The organism is Pseudoalteromonas sp. P1-9, from assembly GCF_001399975.1.
Classification (GTDB): domain Bacteria; phylum Pseudomonadota; class Gammaproteobacteria; order Enterobacterales; family Alteromonadaceae; genus Pseudoalteromonas.
This window is the reverse complement of sequence record NZ_LKBD01000033.1, coordinates 32690-57563: the sequence shown is the minus strand read 5'-3', so window position 1 is coordinate 57563 and position 24874 is coordinate 32690. Positions and strand designations below refer to the sequence as shown.

Annotated in this window: 17 protein-coding genes; all 17 read left to right on the top strand. The window is 40.5% G+C overall.

The window, feature by feature from the left end:
- Window positions 1–173: 173 nt before the first annotated feature.
- Window positions 174–551 carry a hypothetical protein gene (locus tag AN214_RS17070; protein WP_054980828.1) on the top strand — a complete coding sequence of 126 codons (378 nt, stop codon included), beginning with the start codon at window positions 174–176 and terminating at the stop codon, window positions 549–551.
- Window positions 552–692: 141 nt separating this feature from the next.
- On the top strand, window positions 693–1148 hold the full coding sequence (locus tag AN214_RS17065) for a GAF domain-containing protein (RefSeq protein ID WP_054980825.1): 456 nt from the start codon (window positions 693–695) through the stop codon (window positions 1146–1148).
- 1 nt (window position 1149) lies between these two features.
- Window positions 1150–1440, top strand: a complete 291-nt coding sequence (locus tag AN214_RS17060) for a hypothetical protein (protein WP_054980824.1) — start codon at window positions 1150–1152, stop codon at window positions 1438–1440.
- Window positions 1441–1457: 17 nt separating this feature from the next.
- On the top strand, window positions 1458–2108 hold the full coding sequence (gene proQ, locus AN214_RS17055) for an RNA chaperone ProQ (protein WP_010560011.1): 651 nt from the start codon (window positions 1458–1460) through the stop codon (window positions 2106–2108).
- Between the two features lie 11 nt (window positions 2109–2119).
- Entirely contained in the window at window positions 2120–4144 is a 2025-nt protein-coding gene (gene prc / locus AN214_RS17050) for a carboxy terminal-processing peptidase (RefSeq protein WP_054980823.1), read from the top strand.
- Window positions 4145–4281: 137 nt separating this feature from the next.
- Window positions 4282–5742: a Na+/H+ antiporter NhaC gene (gene nhaC / locus AN214_RS17045; RefSeq protein ID WP_054980822.1), complete on the top strand. Its 1461-nt coding sequence runs from the start codon at window positions 4282–4284 to the stop codon at window positions 5740–5742.
- 18 nt (window positions 5743–5760) lie between these two features.
- Window positions 5761–8364, top strand: coding sequence for an aminopeptidase N (pepN, locus tag AN214_RS17040; protein ID WP_054980821.1), 2604 nt, complete (start codon window positions 5761–5763; stop codon window positions 8362–8364).
- Window positions 8354–8581 (top strand): DUF2835 domain-containing protein, encoded by a 228-nt coding sequence (locus AN214_RS17035; RefSeq protein WP_054980820.1) that lies wholly within the window; start codon window positions 8354–8356, stop codon window positions 8579–8581. Before pepN ends, AN214_RS17035 begins: the two co-directional genes overlap by 11 nt.
- A gap of 277 nt (window positions 8582–8858) precedes the next feature.
- Window positions 8859–10952, top strand: coding sequence for a DUF1302 domain-containing protein (locus AN214_RS17030; protein ID WP_054980819.1), 2094 nt, complete (start codon window positions 8859–8861; stop codon window positions 10950–10952).
- 10 nt (window positions 10953–10962) lie between these two features.
- A complete protein-coding gene (locus tag AN214_RS17025; protein WP_054980827.1) occupies window positions 10963–12330 on the top strand; it encodes a DUF1329 domain-containing protein in 1368 nt (455 codons plus the stop codon).
- Window positions 12331–12377: 47 nt separating this feature from the next.
- Window positions 12378–13364 carry a YCF48-related protein gene (locus tag AN214_RS17020; protein ID WP_054980818.1) on the top strand — a complete coding sequence of 329 codons (987 nt, stop codon included), beginning with the start codon at window positions 12378–12380 and terminating at the stop codon, window positions 13362–13364.
- A gap of 2 nt (window positions 13365–13366) precedes the next feature.
- Complete coding sequence (locus AN214_RS17015) at window positions 13367–15691, top strand: RND family transporter (protein WP_054980817.1); 2325 nt, start codon at window positions 13367–13369, stop codon at window positions 15689–15691.
- A gap of 203 nt (window positions 15692–15894) precedes the next feature.
- On the top strand, window positions 15895–20733 hold the full coding sequence (locus AN214_RS17010; RefSeq protein WP_054980816.1) for an NAD-glutamate dehydrogenase: 4839 nt from the start codon (window positions 15895–15897) through the stop codon (window positions 20731–20733).
- Window positions 20734–20799: 66 nt separating this feature from the next.
- Window positions 20800–21810, top strand: a complete 1011-nt coding sequence (gene pyrD / locus AN214_RS17005; protein ID WP_054980815.1) for a quinone-dependent dihydroorotate dehydrogenase — start codon at window positions 20800–20802, stop codon at window positions 21808–21810.
- Window positions 21811–21924: 114 nt separating this feature from the next.
- Entirely contained in the window at window positions 21925–22458 is a 534-nt protein-coding gene (locus tag AN214_RS17000) for a cell division protein ZapC domain-containing protein (protein WP_040641629.1), read from the top strand.
- A gap of 66 nt (window positions 22459–22524) precedes the next feature.
- Window positions 22525–24657, top strand: a complete 2133-nt coding sequence (gene rlmKL, locus AN214_RS16995) for a bifunctional 23S rRNA (guanine(2069)-N(7))-methyltransferase RlmK/23S rRNA (guanine(2445)-N(2))-methyltransferase RlmL (protein ID WP_054980814.1) — start codon at window positions 22525–22527, stop codon at window positions 24655–24657.
- A complete protein-coding gene (locus AN214_RS16990; RefSeq protein WP_054980813.1) occupies window positions 24650–24874 on the top strand; it encodes a glutaredoxin family protein in 225 nt (74 codons plus the stop codon). Before rlmKL ends, AN214_RS16990 begins: the two co-directional genes overlap by 8 nt.

The following is a 24874-nucleotide window of genomic DNA, read 5'->3' as shown; positions in this document are numbered from 1 at the left end:
GATGGCTGAGTGGTCGAAAGCACCGGTCTTGAAAACCGGCATAGGTTAATAGCCTATCTAGGGTTCAAATCCCTATCTCTCCGCCACTTATTCTTATCTTTATACTTAAGTCTACTGTTAATTATTTATCTATTTGCCATGCTTATCGTGTGTTTAACGCATTTGGCGCGATTATGGATAAAAAAATTGTACTTAAGGGTGTTGCCTACTCGTTGTTTTCCCCCTTTTTAATTGGTTGTTTAATCGGTATTTATTATGTTGCAGTATTAGATGGCGCAACAACTAAACTATTTTTGTCGATTGTATTAAGTGCGGTTGCAAATGCACATGTAGTAGGGTTAACAATGGCGATATGTGTTGTACCTGTTTACATGTATTTGCAAAAGCGAAATAAATCAAATAACACCGCAATGATAATGGCAGCGATATTTGGTGGTGCGTTATTTAGTTTTATGTTTAATGTCGCGTCAGGGCAAGTATTTGTTGTAAATACGTTAATGGCAACTCTCGCAGCAGGCATATTTATTTTTACATTAAAACAGCAAAAATAGATTTCAGAGTCGAATAATTAGTAAACAATTAAGTGAATATTTAGCGATATTCACTTTTTTTAGCTTAAAAAGGTTTCATTTGTTGTTATGAAAGAGTACCTTTAAGCTTTGTGAATATTGAATTGTTAACTTTTCTACGTAATGAATAAAGAAAGCTTATATCAAAGTCTGAACAACCAAGTAGTTGCTTTGATTGAAGACGAAACCAACCTGATAGCGAACCTTGCAAATGTAAGTGCTTTGTTAAATCTTTCACTTGAAGATATCAACTGGGTGGGGTTTTATTTACTGGAAAACGACACATTAGTTTTGGGACCGTTTCAAGGTAATCCAGCGTGTGTTCGTATCCCTGTTGGTAAAGGTGTATGTGGTACAGCATTTGCCGAAAAACAAACACAGCGCATTGACAATGTTCACGACTTTGAAGGGCACATTGCGTGTGATGCCGCATCAAATTCAGAAATCGTGATTCCACTTATTAAAGACGGCAGTTATATTGGCGTGCTTGATATTGATAGCCCAAGCCTAAGTCGTTTTGATAGTGATGATCAAACTGGCCTAGAGCGAATTATGGCGTCATTGGCAGAGCATCTTTAATATGAAGGATTGGCTTAGCGTACAAGATTATTTATTTGGTATAGATCAGGTAGGTGATTGGGAAGGGCAAGAAGAAATCGTTGCGGAAAACCTGAATGAATTGATTCATGTTGCATGGCAACAATTGCCTGATGAAACAGACGCAGATACGATAGACAAGATTATTGAAGGTATTTGGCAACATTTACGCGGTGATACTGCAATTTTGGAAGCCGAACACGAAGAATTAATCGATTGGGTGTTACATTACGTGACAAACCAATTGGAAAACAACTTAGACGAAGAGATTTAAAACTTAAGGTTAAACACATGGACTCTACTAACAAGCTAAAAGACATCAAAGAGGTATTAAATTACCTTTTCACAGAGTTTCCAGCCTGCTTCAAAGAGAAAGACGGCATCAAGCCGTTGAAGGTTGGTATCTTTAAAGATATTGCTGAGCGCATCGAAAACGATGAGCGCGTAAGCAAAACACAGGTTCGCCAAGCGCTTCGTAAATATACGTCTAACTGGCGTTATTTAGAATCTGTTACAAAACATGAGTTCCGTATTGACCTTGATGGTAACGATGCAGAAAAAGTTGAGCAAGAGCATGTTGAGCATGCAAATAAAGCATTAGAAGAAAGCCGTGCTAAACTTGCTAAACGTAAAAAACCTGCACCGCGTAACGCTGGTGAAAAGAAATCTTACAAAAAGAAAGGCAATTTTGCTGATAAAAATGCTGCAAAAGGAACTAAATTTAGTTCTAGCAACACTAATAAAGACAAACCTGCCCGTCGTTCTAATAAAGTAGAAGCGCTACCTTCAGGTGATATTAAAGTGGATGCTGAGGTAAAAGTTAAACTTGGCCAAGCTTTAGTAAAAGGTACTATCACCGAAGTGAACAAGGAAGACATTCATGTAGTGCTTGTAACAGGCATGCAGGTGAAAACAAAAGCAGAGAGTCTATTTATCGTATAAGGAGACAGTGTATGAGTGAGAAGTTTAGGCTTATTCCACTGGCGGCAGCGCTATTTTCAGCAAATTTATTTGCTTCTGCCGATAATATTAGCATCGAAAACTTACCTGAGTTAAAACAGGAAATTCAGCATATTGCTGCAACCAAGCGAATAACCAATTTATTTACTCGCTCGCACTACAAACTTATTCGATTAGACGATGACTTATCGAGCCAAATCTACGACCGATTTATCGAGTCGATTGACAGTAACAAAAGCTTGTTCCTGCAATCAGATTTGGCTAAATTCGACCATTTCAAGTATGAAATTGATAATGCATTAATTAAAGGCGATATGTCTTTTGCGTTTGAAATTTTTAACTTGAATATGCGTCGTCGTTTTGAACGCTTTGAATATTCACTTTCTTTACTTGATAAAGAAATGAAATTTGACGTTGAAGACAATTACTTTTTTGATCGCGAAGATGCAAAAATTCCAACCACAATGGCGGAATTGCATGAAATTTGGCGTCAACGCGTAAAGTACGACGCGCTTCGCTTACAACTGACAGGCAAAGAATGGCCTGAAATCCAAGAAATTCTGAAAAAACGTTACCGCTACACGCTAAAACGTATTTCACAAACAAATAGCGAAGATGCTTACCAAATTGCGATGAACTCATTTGCAAGAAGCATCGAAGCGCACACTTCTTATCTATCACCACGCCGCGCTGAACAGTTTAAGCAAGACATGCAGCTTGAACTAGAAGGTATTGGCGCAGTGTTAGGTGTTGATGAAGATTACACTGTGATCCGCTCACTTGTCCCAGGTGGCCCAGCATCTAAAACCGAAAAACTAAAATCTGATGACCGCATTATTGCTGTTGCACAAGGTCAAGAAAGCTTTGTTGATGTAATCGGTTGGCGCTTAGATGATGTAGTAGACCTAATTAAAGGGCCGAAGGGCACCAAAGTAAGGTTGCAGTACTTAAAAGGCTCTGACTCACACGGTACCCCACATGAGGTGGAAATTATCCGTGATAAGATTCGCCTTGAAGATAAAGCAGCTAAATCAAGTGTATTTGAACCCGTTTACTCAGAACTTGATACTAAAATCGGTGTCATTGAGATCCCAGGTTTTTATAACAACTTGTCTAAAGACGTTAAAAAAGAGCTCGCTAAATTACAAGAACAGAACGTAGACGGTATTGTTATCGACCTGCGTGGTAATGGCGGTGGTTCGTTATACGAGGCGACACAATTATCTGGTTTGTTCTTCGACAAAGGCCCAGTTGTTCAAATACACAACATTAACGGCAAAGTTGAAAAACAAAAAGATCGCGACGGCGTTACCTATTACGACGGCCCGTTAACAGTATTAGTTGACCGTTACAGTGCATCAGCGTCTGAAATTTTTGCTGCGGCAATGCAAGACTATGGCCGCGCAGTTATTATTGGTGAACAAACCTTTGGTAAAGGTACAGTGCAACAGCATCGTAGCTTAACAAAAGCATTTGATTTATTTGAAAACCCGCTTGGCAGCGTGCAGTACACAATTGCTAAGTTTTATCGTATTAATGGCGGCAGTACGCAGCATAAAGGCGTGATCCCAGATATCACATACCCATCGCCAATTGATCCCGCAGAGTGGGGTGAAAGCCAAGAAGACAACGCATTACCTTGGGATCACATTCGTAAAGCGAATTATTCAAAGCTTGACGATTTAACGCCAGCGATTACGTTTTTGACTGATAAGCATAAAGAGCGTATTGCAGGCGAGCCTGAGTTTATCTATCTCAATGATGACATTGCCTTGTATCAAAAAGAGAAAGACCGTGCATCAGTGACGCTTGTTAAGGCAAAACGTGAGAAACAACGCGAAGAGGACAAGCAAAAATCACTCGCTCGAGCAAATGAAAGGTTAAAACGTCTAGGGCTTGATGCAATTGCATCACTAGACGATGCACCAGACGTACTTGATGAAATCGACCCGGGACTTGAAGAAGCGGTTCATATAACATCAGATTTTATTAAGTATGGCCGTTACGCAAAACATTAATTTATAACTAATGTAGTAAGCGCCGATTTTCACAAAGTCGGCGCTTTTTTATGTAAAACTAAAAATAATAAAACTCAACGCTTCGTGCTTAGACAGAAGTCAGTTGATAAATAATGACAACAATTTGAGGTATCTTTGTGAAGCAAGTAAAACAAGCGACCTTTTTAGACGCGTTAATTCCAATTAGCGTTTTAGTGCTACTGCTTGGCACATCCGTTTATCTATACAGCGACGATTCGTCGTATGGCCCAAACCAAATAGCGTTACTATTTTCAGCCGCAATAGCAGTGATCATTGGTCTTAAAAATGGTTTTAAATGGGCCGAACTAGAAGAGGCGATGATTAAAGGCATCACCATTTCTCTTGGCGCCGTATTAATTCTACTTATGGTAGGGGCATTAATAGGCACTTGGTTATTGTCGGGCACAGTACCTTCGTTAATTTATTTTGGCTTGCAGCTGATAAACCCGCATTGGTTCTATGCCGCAAGTTGCATATTGTGCGCTATTGTTGCCTTGAGTATTGGTAGCTCATGGACAACAGCTGCAACAATCGGTGTTGCCTTGCTCGGCGTATCAACGGGTCTTGGCCTTGATCAAGTTGTCACTGCGGGCGCGGTTATTTCGGGTGCTTACTTTGGTGATAAATTGAGCCCATTGTCGGAAACGACAAACCTAGCACCGGCTGTTGCTGGCAGTAATCTATTTGATCATATCCATCATATGCTTTGGACTACTGTGCCAAGCTTTGTTATCGCGCTGATTATTTTCTTAGTAATGGGTTTTAATGCTGAAGGCGTACCAAACGAAGGACGCATAGAAGAAATCTCTAATATTCTACTGCAGAATTTCAATATTGGTATTGAGATGTTAGTGCCTTTAGTTGTGTTACTGACATTAGCAATTAAAAAAATGCCTGCTTTCCCGGCGGTTGCCATTGGTGCGCTATTTGGCGCGGTTTGGGCGATTATTTTTCAACAAGACTTAATTGCAGGGCAGATTGAGTCTGGTGTATCTCACTTTGTTGGTACGTTTAAATTGGTGTGGGCCGCGCTATTTGACGGTTTTAGCATTACAACTGGTGATGCCAAAATGGATAGCTTATTAAGTGGTGGCGGTATGTCGGGCATGCTCAATACAACTTGGTTAATTATTTGTGCGTTAATGTTTGGCGCGGTAATGGAAAAAGTGGGCCTACTAAAAGTCTTCGTTTCCAGCATTTTGAAAATTGCAAAAAGTACCGGCTCATTGATTGCGTCGACAATTGCTACTTGTATTGGCACTAACCTAATTGCGGCAGATCAATATATGGCAATCGTAATGCCTGGACGCATGTATAAAGAAGAATATGAAAAACGCGGGCTTGCCAACGTTAACTTGTCACGAACATTAGAAGACGGCGGTACTATCACAAGTCCTCTTATCCCATGGAATACCTGTGGTGCGTATATGCAAAGCGTACTACTCATTAACCCGCTTGATTATGCGATGTATGCATTCTTTAATTTAATTAATCCATTATTGGCAATTATTTACGCCTACTTAGGCATTAAAATCTTAAAAATTACGCCAAAGCATTTACAGACAAGCGATGAATAATTTTGTGGAGCAAACGTTATGACAACACAAGAAAAATTAACTAACCAAGCTAAGTTCAGAACTGACTATAAAGCACCGGATTACACGGTTTCGTCACTGTATTTAGAATTTGACTTAAAAGCCACGCAAACCCGTGTATTGCAAAAAGCGCAGTATCATCGTGTCGGCGAGAATAATGAGTTATGGCTTGATGGCGTCAATCAAACATTATTGTGCATTAACGTAAATGGCTTACCGTTTAGCGATTATGAAATGTCAGAGCTGGGTTTGACGCTTAAAAACTTGCCAGCAGAGTTTGAACTACATATCGAGACTGAAATTGATCCACAAAACAATACGTCACTTGAAGGGTTATATTTATCCGATGGCGCTTACTGTACACAATGTGAAGCGGAAGGGTTTCGCAAGATAACTTATTTTCAAGACCGACCAGACGTATTAACGAAATACACAGTAAAGGTGATTGCAGATAAGGCGTTTACCCATTTATTGTCAAATGGTAACAAAATTGAGTCTGGCGAATTACCCGATGGCCGTCACTTTAATACATGGCAAGATCCTTACAACAAACCGAGCTATTTGTTTGCATTAGTGGCAGGTGATTTTGATGTATTACATGATAACTTTAAAACGCGCTCTGGCCGTGATGTAAAACTCGAGCTATTTGTTGATAAAGGTAATCTTGATAAAGCTGATCACGCTATGGCATCGCTTAAGCGCGCGATGAAATGGGATGAAGAGCGTTTTAACCTTGAATACGACCTTGATATTTACATGATTGTTGCGGTTGATTTCTTCAATATGGGGGCAATGGAAAACAAGGGGTTAAATGTATTTAACTCAAAATGTGTATTAGCAAACCAAGCTACCGCGACCGACCGAGATTATCACACCATCGAAAGCATTGTGGGTCATGAATATTTTCACAATTGGACAGGTAACCGAGTAACGTGTCAGGATTGGTTTCAATTATCGTTAAAAGAAGGTTTAACGGTATTTCGCGACCAAGAATTTAGCTCAGACATTGGCTCACGTGCATTAAATAGAATTGATGCGGTAAAAGTGATGCGTGGACCGCAGTTTAGTGAAGATGCAGGCCCGATGGCGCACCCGATCCGCCCTGAAAAAGTTATAGAAATGAATAACTTTTATACCGTTACTGTATATGACAAAGGTTCAGAAGTGATCCGTATGATGCATACAATTTTGGGGGAAGAAAACTTCCAAAAAGGCATGCAATTGTATATTGAACGCCATGATGGCACAGCGGCGACATGCGATGACTTTGTTAAAAGTATGCAAGACGCATCTAACATTGATCTTTCGCTTTTCTCGAAATGGTATAGTCAGTCAGGTACACCAGAACTTGCGGTAGAGCGAGAATTTAATGAAGCCGACAATACACTAACCCTGACTGTGTCGCAGTTTACACCAGCCATGCAAGATCAAAGCGATAAATCGCCATTGCATATTCCAATCGCACTAGAACTTATTTCACCTGGAGGTAAATCACAACCCTTAGTTATTGACGGTAATAAGATTGAACGCGTTATCAACCTAACAGATTCACGTCAGCAATTTATATTTGAAAATATTGCAAAAGACACTGCGGTCGTCTTTTTGGAAGATTTCTCAGCGCCATGTAAAGTGAAGTTTGAACAATCTCTTTCTGAATTAATCACGATTGTTAAATATGCGCGCAGCGATTTTTCGAAGTGGGATGCGATGCAGCGTATAATGGTTGACGCGCTAAAAGCCGGCATCGATAACGGCACGCAACTTGATGAAGAAATAGTGGCGTTGTTTTGCTATTTACTTACCTCAAACGTTAAGGACCTCGCGTTATTAAGCGAGCTTTTAACACTGCCGAGTTTTGATACGGTTGCAAGTGATTATCACCCAATTCCTGTAGATGCCATTACTGAACAAGTGCATGCAGTAAAATCATTTTTAGCGACTACATTGTTAAGTGATATCGCCGCGCGTTATCAAACACTAAGCGAAAACGGCGATTTAGATGCAACTAGTATTGCAACGCGTGCATTAAAAGGTCGCTTACTAGATTATCTTGCAGCGGCAGATTGGCAGGATGTAGAGAGTGAGATTGAGACGCAGTTTATCAGCGATAACATGACAAATAGCTTAAATGCACTGTCAGCAGCATGTGAAAATAAACGAACCAGCCACGAAAGCTTACTCGAGCGTTTCAAAGATAAATGGCATCACGATGTATTGGTATTGGATAAATGGCTTGCATTGAAAGGGCGATTAAAGGGTGACAATACAACAAATGTGATCCGCGCCATGTTTGAAAGTGGTGAAGTTGATATTACTAACCCAAATCGCGTACGTGCATTGCTAATGAGTTATTGTATGTTTAACCCGCAATCATTTCATGCGCTAAATGGTGAAGGGTATCGTTTGCTGACGGATTTACTGATTAAACTCGATAAAATTAATCCACAAAACGCAGCACGTTTAATTACGCCGCTGTTAAGCTTTAAGCGTCATACCGATGAACGTCAAATGCACGTTAAAGCGCAATTACAACGTCTCGCTGATTTACCAGACCTAAGCCCTGATTTGTTTGAAAAGGTGAGTAACGCGTTAAATGGAGCGTAACACCTACTACTTTTCAATTAATTTAAACTATCAAGAGTGTATGGCCTACTATAAAGGCCATTACACCAGCATTCAGGTACTAAGTGATTGTGGTAAAACAATTCGCTTCGCCGCAGAAAAATTACGACCTTTTATGTCATCAATTGGCATAAAAGGGCGTTTTCGTATCCATTTAACCACCGAAAATAAATTTATTTCAATAGAGAAAGTTAATTAAAATCATATGCTTATTTGTCTTTTTGGGGGCGTTCTTAGAACTTTTTCAAGTTCTTTTCATTAAGCACTTTTCATTTCGATTGTTTAACTGGTAAGATGTCTTACCTATGTGATTAGAAAGTAGAATATCAAATAACAAGAGCGAATATGTAATCGAATTAATAGATTACGCTATATCTCATGTTTTACTTGTAATTTTATGAATTGCTTTCTATCGTTACAAGCATACTAAAAACAATAACTTGATAACAAAACAGCCCGCCATAGGGGGAATATATATGATAAAAAGTCCTCTTTTTGTCAAAAATAAACTGGCTTTAGGTGTTACAGCCGCGTGTATGGCACTTGCAAGCCAAAGTGCTTCAGCTGCATCATTTGAAGTTGGTGGTTTTGAAGTACAATTTGACTCTACTTTTTCTTACGGTACTAGCTACCGTTTAGAAGACCGTGATTTCGATACTCACATTGGTAAATCTAATCACCCTCGCTTTGATTGGACAGGATATCATCCTGCACTTAACCCAATCTACACATCAGACCAAATCTGGGCTGAGCCAGGTATTTACTCAAATAATGGTGATGCCGGTAACCTTAACTTTGATAGCGGTGAAGCATTTTCACAGTTATTAAAAGGCACCCATGAATTAGAAATACGCAAAGACAACTTCGGTTTCTTTACACGTTTTATGTATTTCTATGATTTTGCTCTTAACGATAAAGACTTAGCATACAAAAACCCGACATCAGGACAGGGCGTTGACCCATGTGCAAATAAAGAGTCGGAAGAGCTTGTGTGTAAAGATCTTCGTTTACTTGATGCATTTGTGTATGCAGATTTTGATTTGAATGATGGCTACAACCCATTGTCAGTTCGTTTAGGTCAGCAAGTAATTAACTGGGGTGAAAGTGCCTTAATTTCACATGGTATTAATATTAACCCAGTCGACGTGGATCGTTTAAAAGCGCCAGGTGCTGAAGTTAAAGAAGCCTTTATTCCTGTAGGTATGCTTTGGGCATCACTCGGTATTACAGAAAATGTTTCTGCTGAAATGTTTTATCAATATCAGTGGCACGAAACACGCCTTCCTGTCGCTGGAACCTATTTTTCTACCAATGACTTTGCGGCGGTAAACGGTAATGCTAACAACGTTCAGCTTGGTTTTACATCAAACCCAGATATCGATTTAGCTTATTTAACTAACTCACTAAACAGTATGTATGGACAGTGGGGCCAAGTTGTTGCCGCTCAAGGTATGGATCCATCAAGCGCTGAAGCGCAATCGCTACTTGCTAGTATGTATTTAGCGCACCCAACTAAAGTTGCGATTAAAGCCAATGGCGACAAAGCACTTAAAAAACCAAAAGATTCAGGCCAGTATGGTTTGAAATTAGGTTGGTTTGTCCCTGAGCTTAATGAAACTGAGTTTGGGTTTTATTACGTAAACTACCATGAGCGCAGACCGTTAATTTCAGGTAAGGCGTCAGATTTTACTGCTGCTGGAATTGGGCACGACTTAGCGTATATCGCTACAAACACCATTACTGCAGACAACATCACTAATTTAAAAGGCTTTACTGAAGCACAACTTGAATATCCAGAAGATATTCAAATGTACGCACTTAGCTGGAACACCGCCATTGGTGAAACAGCGTTTGCGGGTGAATTCACTTATAGAAAAGACGAGCCATTACAAATTGATGACGTTGAATTGCTATATGCTGGTATGGCTGAGCAGTTGGCAAACCCAGGTGTGCCAGATGCGGTACGTCAGGACATGTTTGCAGGCATCTCACAAGTAGAAACGGTATCACCAAGTGAAGTTGCACAAGGCTATATTCTACGTGACTCTGCGCAGCTTCAATTTAGTTTGTCACACTTATTTGGTCCATCTTTAGGTGCTGATAGTTGGGCAGTCTTAGGTGAAGTAGGTGGTGTACACGTTATTGATATGCCAGAGTATGATGAGCTTCGTTTGAATGTGCCAGGTACAGGTCGCAGCGGTATTATGCAAGGTCCAGCTGATGATTACACAGCGCTTCACTTGCTATTATCTAACGGTCCTGAAACGGAGCAGTTTGCATCAGCAACATCATGGGGTTATCGCCTAGTAGCTAAAGGTGAATACAACAATCTATTCGCAGGTGTGAACTTCTCACCTCGTGTTGTATTCTCACATGATGTGAATGGTACAACACCAGATCCAATGTTCTTATTTGTTGAAGATCGTATGTCTACTTCTGTTACCCTTAATTTTAACTATCAAAACCAGTGGTCATTCGACTTTGGTTACAATAGTTTCTGGGGGGGCGGTAAAGCCAATGGCTTAGCAGACCGCGATTATGTTTCATTTAATATTAAGTATTCTATTTAAGGGTAACAATATGATTAAAAAACCTACCCTAGTGGCTCTAGCATTGTGTAGCGTATTTAGCGCTTCACAAGCTTTAGCTAAAATTTCACCAGAACAAGTTGCTCGTTTAGGTCAAGATTTAACACCACTTGGTGCTGAAAAAGCGGGTAATGCGGATGGCTCAATTCCATCATGGGAAGGTGGTATTACAAAAGCACCTGACAACTATAAAGTAGGTGATCACCACCCAGATCCATTTGCTGACGATAAAGTATTATTCACTATCGATAAGTCGAATGTTGAACAGTATAAAGAGATGCTTTCTCCTGGTCAGGTAGCGATGTTTGAAGCTTATCCAGATAGCTTCAAAATGAATATTTACCAAACACGTCGTAGTGCGTCATATCCACAGTTCATCTATGATGCAACTAAAAAGTATGCAACAACGGCAGAGCTTGTTGAAGAAGGTAATGGTATTAAAAATACTGCAATCGGTATTCCGTTCCCAATTCCTGAAACAGGTTTAGAAGCAATTTGGAACCATATCTTACGTTACCGTGGTCTTTCGATTAAGCGCTACGGTGGTCAAGCGGCTCCAACGGCAAGCGGCTCATACAACATTGTTGGCTTTGATGAAAAACTACTGGTTAAGTATTCAGAGCAAGATGCGACTCCTGAGTCACTGCAAAAGTCGAATATCCTGTTTAAGTTTAAACAAAAAGTAACGGAACCTGCGCGTTTAGCAGGTACAGCACTACTTGTTCACGAAACAATGGATCAAGTATTAACACCACGCCAGGCATGGACTTATAACACGGGTCAACGCCGTGTTCGTCGTGCACCAAACGTAGCATATGATGCACCGGGAACAGCGTCGGATAGTTTACGTACAACTGATGACTTCGATATGTTTAACGGTTCACCAAACCGTTACGACTGGAAGTTATTAGGTAAAAAAGAAATGTACATTCCATATAACAGTTACAAGCTACATAGCAACGAGCTGAAATATGATGACATTTTGAAGCCAGGTCACATTAACCCAGAACACGTACGTTATGAAAAACACCGTGTTTGGGTAGTAGAAGCGAATCTTAAAGATGGTACGCGTCATATTTATAAGAAGCGTGTATTCTTTATTGACGAAGATAGCTGGCAAATTCATGTTGCAGATCTTTATGATAACCGCGACCAGTTATACCGTGTAGCAATGGCTCATGGTGTGAACTATTACGAAGTACCAACTCATTGGAGTACTTTGGATGTTTATCACGATCTTAACTCACGTCGTTACTTAGCAATTGGCTTAGATAACGAAGAGAAGATGTATGACTTCCAAGAAATGTTCAAAGACACCGAGTTTACTTCAAACGCATTACGTCGCTCTGGTCGACGCTAAATAATAATACGGCCCGCGAGGGCCGTTTTTCTCACAACGCTACCTATATGAAAAAATATCTATTTTTAATCGGCTCTCTATTGACGACTAGCGCAATTGCGCAAGTAACACCACAGGCGGCAATTCCAGCTAAACTTGCGGCTAAAAACCTCTTAACCGATATTACCCGTGTCGGCAGCCAAACTTTGGCAGTTGGTAAGTGGGGAAACATTGTTTATAGCAATGACAACCAAGAGTGGCTACAAGCAAACTCTCCAGTCCAAAGCTTGCTAACGGGAGTTTATTTTATAAATGCAAATGTTGGTTGGGCGGTAGGCCACGACGCAACGATTTTGCATACTACAGACGGCGGAAAGAACTGGACAATTCAGCAGTTTTTACCTGAATTAGATAAACCGTTACTTGATATTCTGTTTTTTGATGCCAATCACGGATTAGCAATTGGCGCGTATGGCTTAAGTTATCGCACAACTGATGGCGGTAAAACATGGCAAAAAGAATTTTATGATTCGCTGTTGTATGAAGAAGATCGTGCGTACCTGAATGACTTAAAAGAATCAGATCCACAAGGGTACAAAATAGAAACCCAAGCGATTTTGCCGCATTTTAATAAAATATTTTTAGATGGCGAAACACTGTGGCTAGTGGGTGAGCTAGGTTTAATGGCAACCAGTAGCGATATGGGTAAAACATGGCAACGTCTAGATGAAATCTATGCCGGTTCATTTTTCTCATTCAATAAATTAGATAATCAATACCTAGTAGGTGGTCTGCGCGGTACTGCGTTTTCTAGTACTGATGGTGTTGAGTGGACACAATTAGAAACTGACACCACAGCATCAATAAATAATATTGAAATTGTCGGTAATAAAGCGGTGCTTTTGGCAAATAGTGGTGTGTGGTTTACCTACAGTGATAACCAGTTAGTTAAATTTGTTACAAAAGACGGCAAATCACTTTTGGCGGGTGCGAAGAATAATAATGAATTAATCGTCGCATCAGAAGCGGGAATACATAAACTTAGCGTGCAGTAATTATGAATTCATTATTAACAAAAATAGAAACAAGTCTTTTTAGACACCGCTTAGCAGTATTGTTTATCTTTATTGCGGCCACTGTATTTTTAGGTTTCCAAGCTACTCAAATTAAACTTGATGCGTCGTTTAATAAGAATATTCCGTTAAATCACGAGTATATGAAAACCTACCTTAAGCACGAAAAGCAATTTGGCGGTGCTAACGGTATTCTAATTTCAGTGTGTGATACACGTGGTGACATTTTTAATGAAGAGTTCTTTACCCAGCTTAAAAATGTGCACGACCAGTTATTCTTTATTCCGGGCGTGAATCGACCGCTTGTAAGTTCGATATTTGCACCGAGCGCGCGCTTTGTTGAAGTAGTAGAAGACGGCTTTGCCGGTGGACCAATTATTCCTGCAGATTTCAAAGCCGACGCGCGCGGTCTTGCAACTGTTAAATCAAACATTGAAAAAGCAAAAGTTGTTGGCCGTATGGTCGCGAACGATTATTCGTGCGCTATGGTAACAGCTCAGCTGATGGAAACTGATCCAAAGACGCAAGAAAAACTGGATACCTTAGTATTTGCTGAAAAGCTTGAATCGGAAATTCGCAACAAATTCACTACCGATAACGTATCTATTCATATTATCGGTTTCGCTAAAATGGCAGGTGATGTTGCTGATGGCGCTAAAGATGTAGTGTTGTTTTTCTTGATTGCAATTTTAATTACAACTGTAATGGTATGGCTTTTCTGTAAGAGTATGAAGCTAACCGTGTTACCAATTGTGTGCTCACTTATCGCTGTAATTTGGCAACTTGGCTTATTAAATTTAGTTGGCTTTGGACTTGATCCAATGTCAATTTTGGTACCATTTTTGGTATTTGCTATCGGTGTAAGTCATGGTGTGCAAATGATCAACAGTATTGGTCAGAAAGTTGCGAAGGGCTTGTCTAACAAAGTTGCCGCGCAATCTAGTTTTGCTGCATTGCTTGTCCCTGGTGGTATTGCATTACTGTCTGACACCGTTGGTTTTATCACATTATTATCAATCGATATTGGTATTATTCGTGAGCTTGCGATAACAGCGAGCTTGGGTGTAGCGGTAATTATCTTTACCAACCTTGTATTACTGCCCGTTATTGCATCTTACCTTGACTACACCAAAATGAAGCGTGTTGATGATGGTAATGGCGAAACGCACGACGCATTTGCAGGTATTCGTGAAATGCTTGTTAAAGCCACTGAGCCAAAAGCGAGTAAGGCTATTTTATTTATTGCTGCTGCGCTGTTTGTATTTGGTTTTATCAAATCAAACGAAATGCAAATTGGTGACTTACATGCAGGTGCGCCGTCACTTCATGAAGATGCCCGTTATAACCAAGACACCTTCCTTATCACCGACAAATATTCGATCTCGGTTGATATTTTAAAAGTGATTGTTGAGGCAGAGCCAGAAGCGTGTACTTTCCACGACACAATGGAGCGAATCGATCGTTTCCAGTGGAAGTTACAAAACGTTGACGGCGTGCAATCGGCTGTATCTCTTAGCAGTATCGCACAGCAGGTTAACGCTGGTTATAACGAAGGTAATTTAAAATGGCAAACTCTGCCGCGCAATACAGCGTCACTTGTACAAGCCTCTAGCCGCGTAGAAACAAGCTCAGGTTTATTAAATAGTGATTGCTCTGTGATGCCAATTGTTGCCTTTATTGAAGACCATAAAGCTAAAACGATTAATCACGTTGTTGATGCGGTTAAGCAATTCGCCGAAGAAGAGGGCACAGACACACTTAGATTTAAGTTAGCGTCGGGTCCTGTTGGTGTTATGGCGGCAACTAACGAATCAGTAAGCGAAGCGCAATTGCCAATGATGATTTACGTTTATGGTGCGGTAATTTTACTTTGCTTAATCAGTTTCCGTTCGTTACGTGCCACCATTGCTGTCGTGTTACCGCTTTATGTGGTGTCAACGCTTGCACAAGCACTAATGGTATCGCTAGAAATTGGTTTAACCGTGAGTACCTTACCTGTAATTGCCCTTGGTGTTGGTATTGGTGTTGACTATGGTATTTACATTCTGTCGTCAATGAGTGGGTTATTGCGCCAAGGCGTACCGTTGACAGAAGCATATCGCCGTGCGTTGATTGAGCGTGGTAGTGCGGTACTGTTTACCGGTATTACCTTAGCTGTTGGTGTAAGCACTTGGGTATTTTCTGCACTTAAGTTCCAAATGGACATGGGAATTTTGCTAACCTTTATGTTTTTGGTCAACATGTTAGGTGCTGTACTCCTCCTACCAGCGCTAGGTACACTACTGTGGCGCAAAAAAACTTCTGAATAAATGTGTACTGAAATGGCCAGAAATGGCCATTTCTATCTATATTTTGTGAATAGTAAGCCAACTGGTTGAAATATGTACTGGTTTGCTACAAAAAATGCTATTTATATCTATGCTAAAAGAGTTAGAATTCACCTGACTCCATTGCAGTTTGTTAGACTGCAAATAGTTACCGTTCACAGGTAGGTATAGATAAGGAACACATAATGACTCAACAAGAAGGCCAAACCTCAGTTTTACTCGAAAACGTATCGTCTTTGATCCGTAGTAAGGTAAAAGCCACAAATGTGTCGCTTGTCGAAAAGTTTGCTAAAACACTCTACAGTAATATGTCGACTGAAGACTTAGCAAGCCGTAATGACAGTGACTTATATGGCGCAGCGCTTAGCTTATGGAATAGCTTGGAAAAACACACTGATGATACAGCGCTTATCCGTGTATTTAATCCAGAACTCGCTAATAATGGTTGGCAATCCTCTCACACAATCGTAGAAATAATCGCAAAAGACATGCCGTTTTTAGTGGACTCTGTTCGCATGGCTTTGGCGCGTGAAAATATTGTTTCACACTTATTACTTCACTCTCCGTTAAAAATTAAGCGCGACAAAGATGGTTTAATCTCTGCATTGTCTGGTATGAAGACAGAGCAAGAATCTGACTCAAACAAAACCGTGTTCTTTATTGAAATCGACCGTCAGTCTGATAAGTCGGTTATTGCATCTATTAAAAAAGAGTTAGAGTCAGTGTTGGCAGATGTGTCGGTAGCCGTTGAAGACTGGTTAGCAATTAAAGACAAACTTGTGTCTATCAGCAAAGCGTTGCCAAAACGTAAAGGCATTAAAAATAAAACTGAAGTTAAAGAAACAGTTGAGTTCTTAGATTGGTTAGCAAAAGATAACTTCACGCTTATGGGTTATCGCCAATACGACTTATCACCAATTAAAGGTGACTATCAGTTAACAGGTGTGGCTGATACAAGCTTAGGTATGATGAAGTTATCAGATGAGACTAAATCTCGTCGCCTTTCTGATTTACCAGAAGTTGCACGTAAAGAAGCACACAGTGATAACTTGCTTATCCTTACCAAAACAAACTCACTTTCACGCGTTCACCGTCCAGCTTATATTGATTACATCGGCATTAAACGTTTCGATGACGAAGGCAATGTAATTGGTGAAGATCGCTTTATTGGTTTGTTCTCTTCAAGCTTCTATAACAACAGTGCAGCAGACGTACCGGTGCTAAAAAGTAAGATCAAGCGCGTACTTGATATGACAGACTTTGCACCTGGCACGCACGCATACAAAGCGGTACTTAATATTTTAGAAACGTACCCACGTGACGAGTTATTACAAGCACGCGAAAAAGAATTATTAGAAGTTGCTCTTGGTGTTCACCATATGCAAGAACGTGATATGTCACGTGTATTTGTACGCCAAGATACCTATGGTCGTTTCTTCTCGTGCATGGTCTATGTACCAAGAGAGCGCTATAACACGGCATTACGTCGTGAAACGCAAAGCATTCTTGCAAATGCGTTTGGCTCAAATGAACACGTTGAGTTTACCACCTTCTTCTCAGAATCAATGCTAGCACGTACGCATTATACGGTACGTGGTTGCGACCAAAATGTTGAATATACAGTGAAACAAATCGAAAGAAATCTAATTGAAGCGGCCCGTACATGGGAAGATAAACTTCACGGTGCATTGCTAGAGCGTGCAGGCGAATCGCGCGGCAATGAACTTGCACGTAAGTATTCTAAAGCCTTTGCTAGTGCATACCGTGAACAAGTACTGCCAAGTGCTGCTGTTGTTGATATTGAAAAGCTAGAAAGCTTGTCAGACGAAAACAAGCTTGCCATGCTGTTTTACCGTCCACAAGAAAGTGCCAATACAAATCAGGTACGTTTAAGCCTATATCACAAAAACGAACCAATTCACTTATCAGATGTAATGCCAATTATTGAAAACTTTGGTCTTCGTGTTATTGGTGAAACACCGTATTCAGTGAAGACCGAAGATGGGCAAGTAAACTGGATTATGGATTTCAGCATGCTGATGAGCAACGATGACCTTGATGATTTCTCAAAGGTGTCGGAGCGTTTCCAACTTGCATTGCTTAATGTATGGAACAACAAGCTTGAAGATGATGGCTTCAACAAACTCGTTCTTGCGGCAAGCTTAAAAGGCCGCGAAGCGTCGATCATTCGTGCTTACGCAAAATACATGCGCCAAATTGGTGTGACGTTCTCACAAAGCTACATTGAAAGCACGTTTGAGAACTACCCACATATTGCACAGTTACTTGTGAAGTTATTCGATAAGAAGTTCTCACCTAAGTCTAAGTTTACTGAAAAAGGCTATGAGAAAATCGTTAACGATATTATTGCTGAACTTGATAACGTTGCGAACTTAGACGATGACCGAATTATTCGACTTTACGTTGATATGATTGGTGCAACACTGCGTACTAACTTCTATCAAAAAGATAAAGACGGCATCTACAAGCCTTACATTTCATTTAAGGTTCAACCAAGCCTAATTCCTGAAATGCCATTACCACTGCCTGCGTTTGAGATTTTTGTTTACTCGCCGCGTGTTGAAGGTGTTCACTTACGTGGTGGTAAGGTTGCTCGTGGTGGTTTACGTTGGTCAGACCGCCGAGAAGATTTCCGTACAGAAGTACTAGGCCTGGTTAAAGCACAGCAAGTTAAAAACACCGTAATTGTACCTGTAGGTTCAAAAGGTGGTTTTGTTTGTAAACAGCTGCCTACTGATCGCGAAGCCTTCTTTAAAGAAGGTCAAGAGTGTTACAAACTATTCATTCGTGGTTTATTAGATATCACAGATAACATTCACCACGGTGAAATTGTACCGCCAGTAGATGTTGTTCGTCATGACGAAGACGACCCATACCTAGTAGTTGCAGCCGATAAAGGCACCGCGACTTTCTCAGATATTGCAAATGGCATTTCTGAAGAATACGGTTTCTGGTTAGGTGATGCATTCGCATCAGGTGGTTCAATTGGTTACGACCACAAAGCCATGGGTATTACAGCGAAAGGTGCGTGGGAATCAGTTAAACGTCACTTCCGCGAAATCGGCATTGATTGTCAGACGACTGACTTTACCTGTGTTGCCATCGGTGACATGGCAGGTGACGTATTCGGTAACGGTATGCTGTTATCTAAGCATATTCGTCTGCAAGCTGCATTTAATCACATGCATATCTTCATCGACCCTAACCCAGATGCAGCGTCTTCATACCTAGAGCGCCAGCGTATGTTTGAACTACCACGTTCATCGTGGGAAGACTATAACAAAGACTTAATTTCTCAAGGCGGTGGTATTTTCTCACGTAGTGCGAAATCAATTACACTGACTCCTGAAATTAAGAAAATGCTAGGTACTAAGAAAGCAACAATGACACCAAATGAGTTGTTACGTGCAATCTTAATGATGCAAGTAGACCTAATTTGGAACGGTGGTATTGGTACTTACATTAAAGCGAAATCTGAAACGCATGCTGATGTGGGCGACCGTGCAAACGATGCGCTACGTGTTAATGGTGAAGAGCTTAACGCGAAGATCTTCGGCGAAGGCGGTAACTTAGGTGCAACGCAATTAGGTCGTATCGAGTTCACAGCTAACGGTGGTCGCATGAACACAGACTTCATCGATAACGTGGGTGGTGTAGCGTGTTCAGATAACGAAGTAAACATTAAGATTTTACTAAATGGTTTGGTTTCTGAAGGTGATTTAACTAAGAAACAGCGTGACGAATTGCTTTATTCAATGACGGATGAAGTATCAGAGATGGTATTAAAAGATTGTTACCGTCAAACACACACAATTTCTGTAACACAGTTAAAAGGCCCTCAAACGCTAAAAGAGCAAATTCGCTTTATTCATGCGCTTGAAAAAGATGGCAAGCTTAACCGTGATATCGAATTCTTACCGTCAGACGAAGAGTTAGCAGAACGTCAAGCAGCAGGTAAGGGTTTAACTCGTCCAGAACTTTCTGTACTTGTTTCATACGCTAAAATGGTGCTTAAAGAGCAGCTTGTAATCGAAGAAATCACTGATAATCCGTATTACCGAAGCTTGTTAGTTGATGCATTCCCAGCACCGCTGCGCGAACGTTTCAACAATGCGATGGATAACCACCCACTGCGTGGTGAAATCATTGCAACTAAACTAGCGAACCAAATCGTTAATGATATGGGTCTGAACTTTATTGTTCGTATGAGCGAAGAGACAGGTGCGCCAGTAAGTGAAATTGTACTTTGTTACTCAATGGCTAAAGCAGTATTTGAACTGGGTAATGCATGGCAAGATATCTCTGCACTTGATAACCAGATCCCGTCAATTGTACAAACAGAAATGTTGTATCAATTACGCCGTACTGTTCGTCGTGCGACACGTTGGTTCTTACGTCACCGCAACAAAGCACTCAACATTGAACAAACAATCGAGTTCTTTGCACCAGCGTTTAATGACTTAAGTGAAAACATCACGTCGTATATGGTTAATGAAGAAGCTGAAAAACTGAATACAGAAATTAACTTATTGGCTAAAGAAGGTGTACCAAGTGCACTTGCTAAGCGCATTGCACAACTTTCAAGCTTGTTCTCAGTGATGGACTTAGCGCAAGTAGCAGATGCATCAAGTAAACCAATCTCACAAGTTTCTGAAACTTACTTCAAGCTTGGTGCGGGCATGGGTCTACACTGGTTCTTAGATCAAATTACCAAGCAACCGGTTGCCAACCACTGGCAAGCACTTGCACGTGCATCGTACCGTGAAGAGCTTGATTGGCAGCAGCGTTCTCTTTCACAAGTTGTGCTTAATAACTGTGAAACAGCAGGTTGTGATGTTGATACCATCATTGAAAGCTGGATGAACGAGCACCAAGTACTGCTTGAGCGTTGGCAGCATATGTTGGCTGAGTTTAAAACGTCGCAAACGCACGACTTTGCAAAATTCTCGGTGGCATTACGCGAATTAATGCTACTAAGCCACAATTGCGATACTGCGCAATAACAAAAATTTAGATACAATACCCCGGAATTTTCCGGGGTATTTTTTTATTAAGAGGTCAACACAATTATGTTTTATGATTTAGCGCGTCGTTTTATGTTTAGTAAAGATGCTGAATGGTCGCATGACTTTGCTTTATCAAACCTAAAGCGATTTGCCAATACACCGTTATCGATGTGCTGGTCTCAATCGGTTGCCAGTAAACCAACCACGTTTTTAGGTTTAGAATTGCCAAACCCTGTTGGTCTTGCTGCGGGTCTTGATAAAAATGCCGAATGTATCGATGCCTTTTCACAAATGGGCTTTGGCTTTATTGAAGTAGGTACGGTGACACCGCGCCCACAGGCAGGTAATGACAAACCGCGTATTTTCCGTTTACCTCAGGCTAATGCGGTGATTAACCGTATGGGCTTTAATAATAAAGGTGTTGATTACTTACTGGCGAATGTAAAAAATGCGCAATACAAAGGCATTTTAGGCATTAACATTGGTAAGAACAAAGACACTCCTAATGAGCAAGGTAAAGACGACTACATTCACTGTATGCGTAAAGTATTTACCAGTGCATCTTATATTACGGTGAATATTTCATCACCCAACACCCCAGGACTACGTGACTTACAATATGGTGAGGCGCTAGATGATTTACTTGGTTCACTTAAGAATGAGCAGCTTGATTTAGCAGCAAAACACGGTAAACAAGTACCTATGCTGGTTAAAATTGCGCCGGATCTTGATCAAGTTCAAGTTCAGCAAGTATCCGAATCATTGATCAATAATAAAATTGACGGCGTGATTGCAACTAACACGACGCTTGATCGCAGCGCAGTAGAAGGCATGCAACATGCGAATGAAGCAGGGGGCTTATCGGGTCATCCAGTTCGTCATAGATCTACGGAAATAGTTAAAGAAATTAAACGCTTAACTAACGGTGAGTTGCCAATTATCGGTGTCGGTGGCATTGATTCAGCCGAATCAGCGAAAGAAAAATTCGCCGCTGGCGCTGATTTAGTGCAAGTCTACACCGGTTTTATTTACCAAGGACCACCTATGATCAAAAAGATCATAAACTCCTTATAAGGATCGGTTATTTAACATTATGATCCTATTGAAAATATTCTAAAAAATAGTTTATTTTTAGTACCATAGCTCTATAATCCTCAAGATGTCATGTTTTGGGGATTTTTTGATATTATGTTGCAAGCAGGGAAAGATTGGCGTTGGCTAACGTGTAAAGAGCGAAACCGTTTAGTGTTGTATGTAGAATCAACACGCGAAGAGCTTGTTATGCCATATAAAACGCGTCAACTTACGCAAGCAGCAATCGAGGGCAGTTGCTTTAGCCTCGAAGATGCCGCCCTGTATGAGCAGATCTGTCATTATCTCTCAGCTTTTAGCATTTGGAGTGAAGGCGAAATAGCCGTCATTGCACTCCATGCGACTGCAGCCAAATTACACCTTAAGCCAGTACTGGCTAAAAGTTGGTTTTTCAAACCTTATCAAGGTCACACCCCAAGTACCGAAGCGATTATTACCTTGAATTCGCAAAAGCAAAGCGGTCAGTTTTTGATCATTGAATGCGGTAATGATGCCAGTGTGTGCATGTGTTTAGAGCACCAAATGCAACTAGACGATAATTTTGCATTAAGTCGTTTTGAAACCATTAAAGTGCTTAACGATCGCGTAAATCCTATCTTAATCAACCAATCACAGCTAAAACGCGCCTAGGCTTTATCGCTACTCGAATTTAAAACTGTTATACTTCAGCCAGATTTTTTAACTGGGTTTTTTGCTTTGAGCAATTCGCTTTCTTTTATTGCACTAACGTCGATTGGTGTTGAAAATTTACTCGCTACTGAAATTCAAGCGACTGGTGCTGAAATTACTAAACAGAGTATTGGTTCTATTCGTTTTAACGCATCCAATAAGCAAGCACAAACACTGTGTTTAGCGAGTCGCTATGCGACACGGGTGATGATGTTGTTGACCGAATCGGATACCGTTAATACCAAAGATGATTTATACGCGCTTGCCAAAGGGTTTGATTGGCAAGAGTACTTTGGACCAACACAAACGTTTGCAATTGATTTTAGCGGTACTAATCGTGAACTGAAGAATACTCAGTTTTCAACACTGGTAGTAAAAGATGCAATTGTCGATTCTTTCTTTGCAAGTCATCAACAACGTCCTAGTATCTCTAAAACGTCACCTAATGTGCGTATTGTTGGTCGTTTAAACAAAGAAAAGTGTGCTTTATATATCGACTTTTCAGGCCCAGGCCTTTCGAAGCGTGGTTATCGTCCTCATCAAGGTGATGCACCGATCAAAGAACACTTAGCGGCGGCGTTAGTGAGTCGTTCAGGTTGGCTAAATGATACCTCACGCCCGTTGTTTGATCCGTGTTGTGGTTCAGCAACGCTATTAATTGAAGCGGCGATGATGGCGTGGAATATTGCACCGGGTTTATATCGTAAACATTTTGCGTTCGAATCACTTCCGGGGTTTCGCGCGGCAAAATTCAAAGAACTAAAGCAAGAACTTAAAGACCAACAAACTGATCAAAAGCTGTATTTAATCGGTAATGATATTGATGAACGCGTATTACAAAAAGCGCAAAATAATATTGAAAATTTACCTTTTGCAAAGTTTATTCAGTTAAAAAAAGCAGATGCCAATAAACTCACTGCCGTAGCAAAACAGCCTGGAGTGGTGCTATCTAACTTACCGTATGGTGAGCGTTTGGGTGAAAAAGCAGAGCTAGTTAATTTATATCGTCATTTAGGTGATGCGTTTAAAAAGCATTTTAAATTTTGGCATTTAGCGCTATTTGCAACCGATGTTAGTTTATTAGCCCTCTTAAAACTTGCCAAGAAAAAGCAGTACAAACTGAAAAATGGCCCGTTAGATTGTGTGCTTAACCTTTATGATTTAGACGAAAAAAACACTGAGCAATCAAGCCAAACTAAACTTAACTACGATGGCTCAATGGCGTTTGCTAATCGCCTTAAGAAAAACCGTCAAGGCCTAAAATCATGGCTTAAAAAAGAACGCGTTAGTTGTTACCGTTTATACGATGCGGATATTCCAGAGTACAACGTTGCCGTTGATGTTTATAACGAGTACTTGGTGATTTATGAATATGCGCCACCAAAAACCATTGATGAAGCCACCGCAGAAAAGCGCTTACAAGATATTATTTATTTATCTGCGCAAACCCTTGATATTGCACCAAGCAACATTGTTGTAAAACAGCGTAAGCAGCAAAAGGGCACATCTCAGTATAAAAAAGCACAGCGTACCGACAAGTCAAAAAATAACATGACGGTAGAAGAGTACGGTGTGAAATTTAAAGTTAATCTACACGACTATTTAGACACAGGACTATTTTTAGATCACCGTTTAGCACGTCGTTATATGCAGCAAAACTGCAAAGATTTACGTGTACTTAATTTGTTTGCGTATACCTGTAGTGCATCAACGCACGCAGCGGTAGGTGGTGCAAAATCGGTCACCAGTGTTGATATGAGTAATACCTATTTAAAATGGGGCCGTGAAAACTTTGCGTTAAATAACCTTAACAGCCCACGTTATCATTTTGAACAAGCGGATTGCCTTGCATGGTTAGAACAAGCAAAAGGTCAGTTTGATTTTATCTTTTTAGACCCGCCGACATTTTCAAACTCAAAGCGTATGAAAAAAGAGTTTGATGTTCAGCGTGATCACATTAAGTTGTTTACCTGGGTAAAACGTATTTTGGCACCAAACGGTACCTTGTTGTTTTCAAATAACAAGCGCGGTTTTACGATGAACGAAGAAGGCTTACTAGACCTTGGCTTGATAGCAGAAAATATCAGCGATAAAACACTTTCGCCTGATTTTAAACGCAATAAGCAAATTCACAACGCGTGGCTTATCCGTAATGCCTAAGATAACGCTGTATCACACAGAGGGTTGTCACTTATGTGAGCAAGCGCATGCATTATTTGTGCAAGCCGGCTTAGCTGCAGAGCTAGATTTAGTCGACATTGTTGACGATGAAACGTTAATGGCTGAGTACCAAACGACGATTCCGGTAGCTGAGTTTAGCACTGGCACAAAACTATTTTGGCCATTTTATCTTGAAGACATTTTAAAAAATAAATAA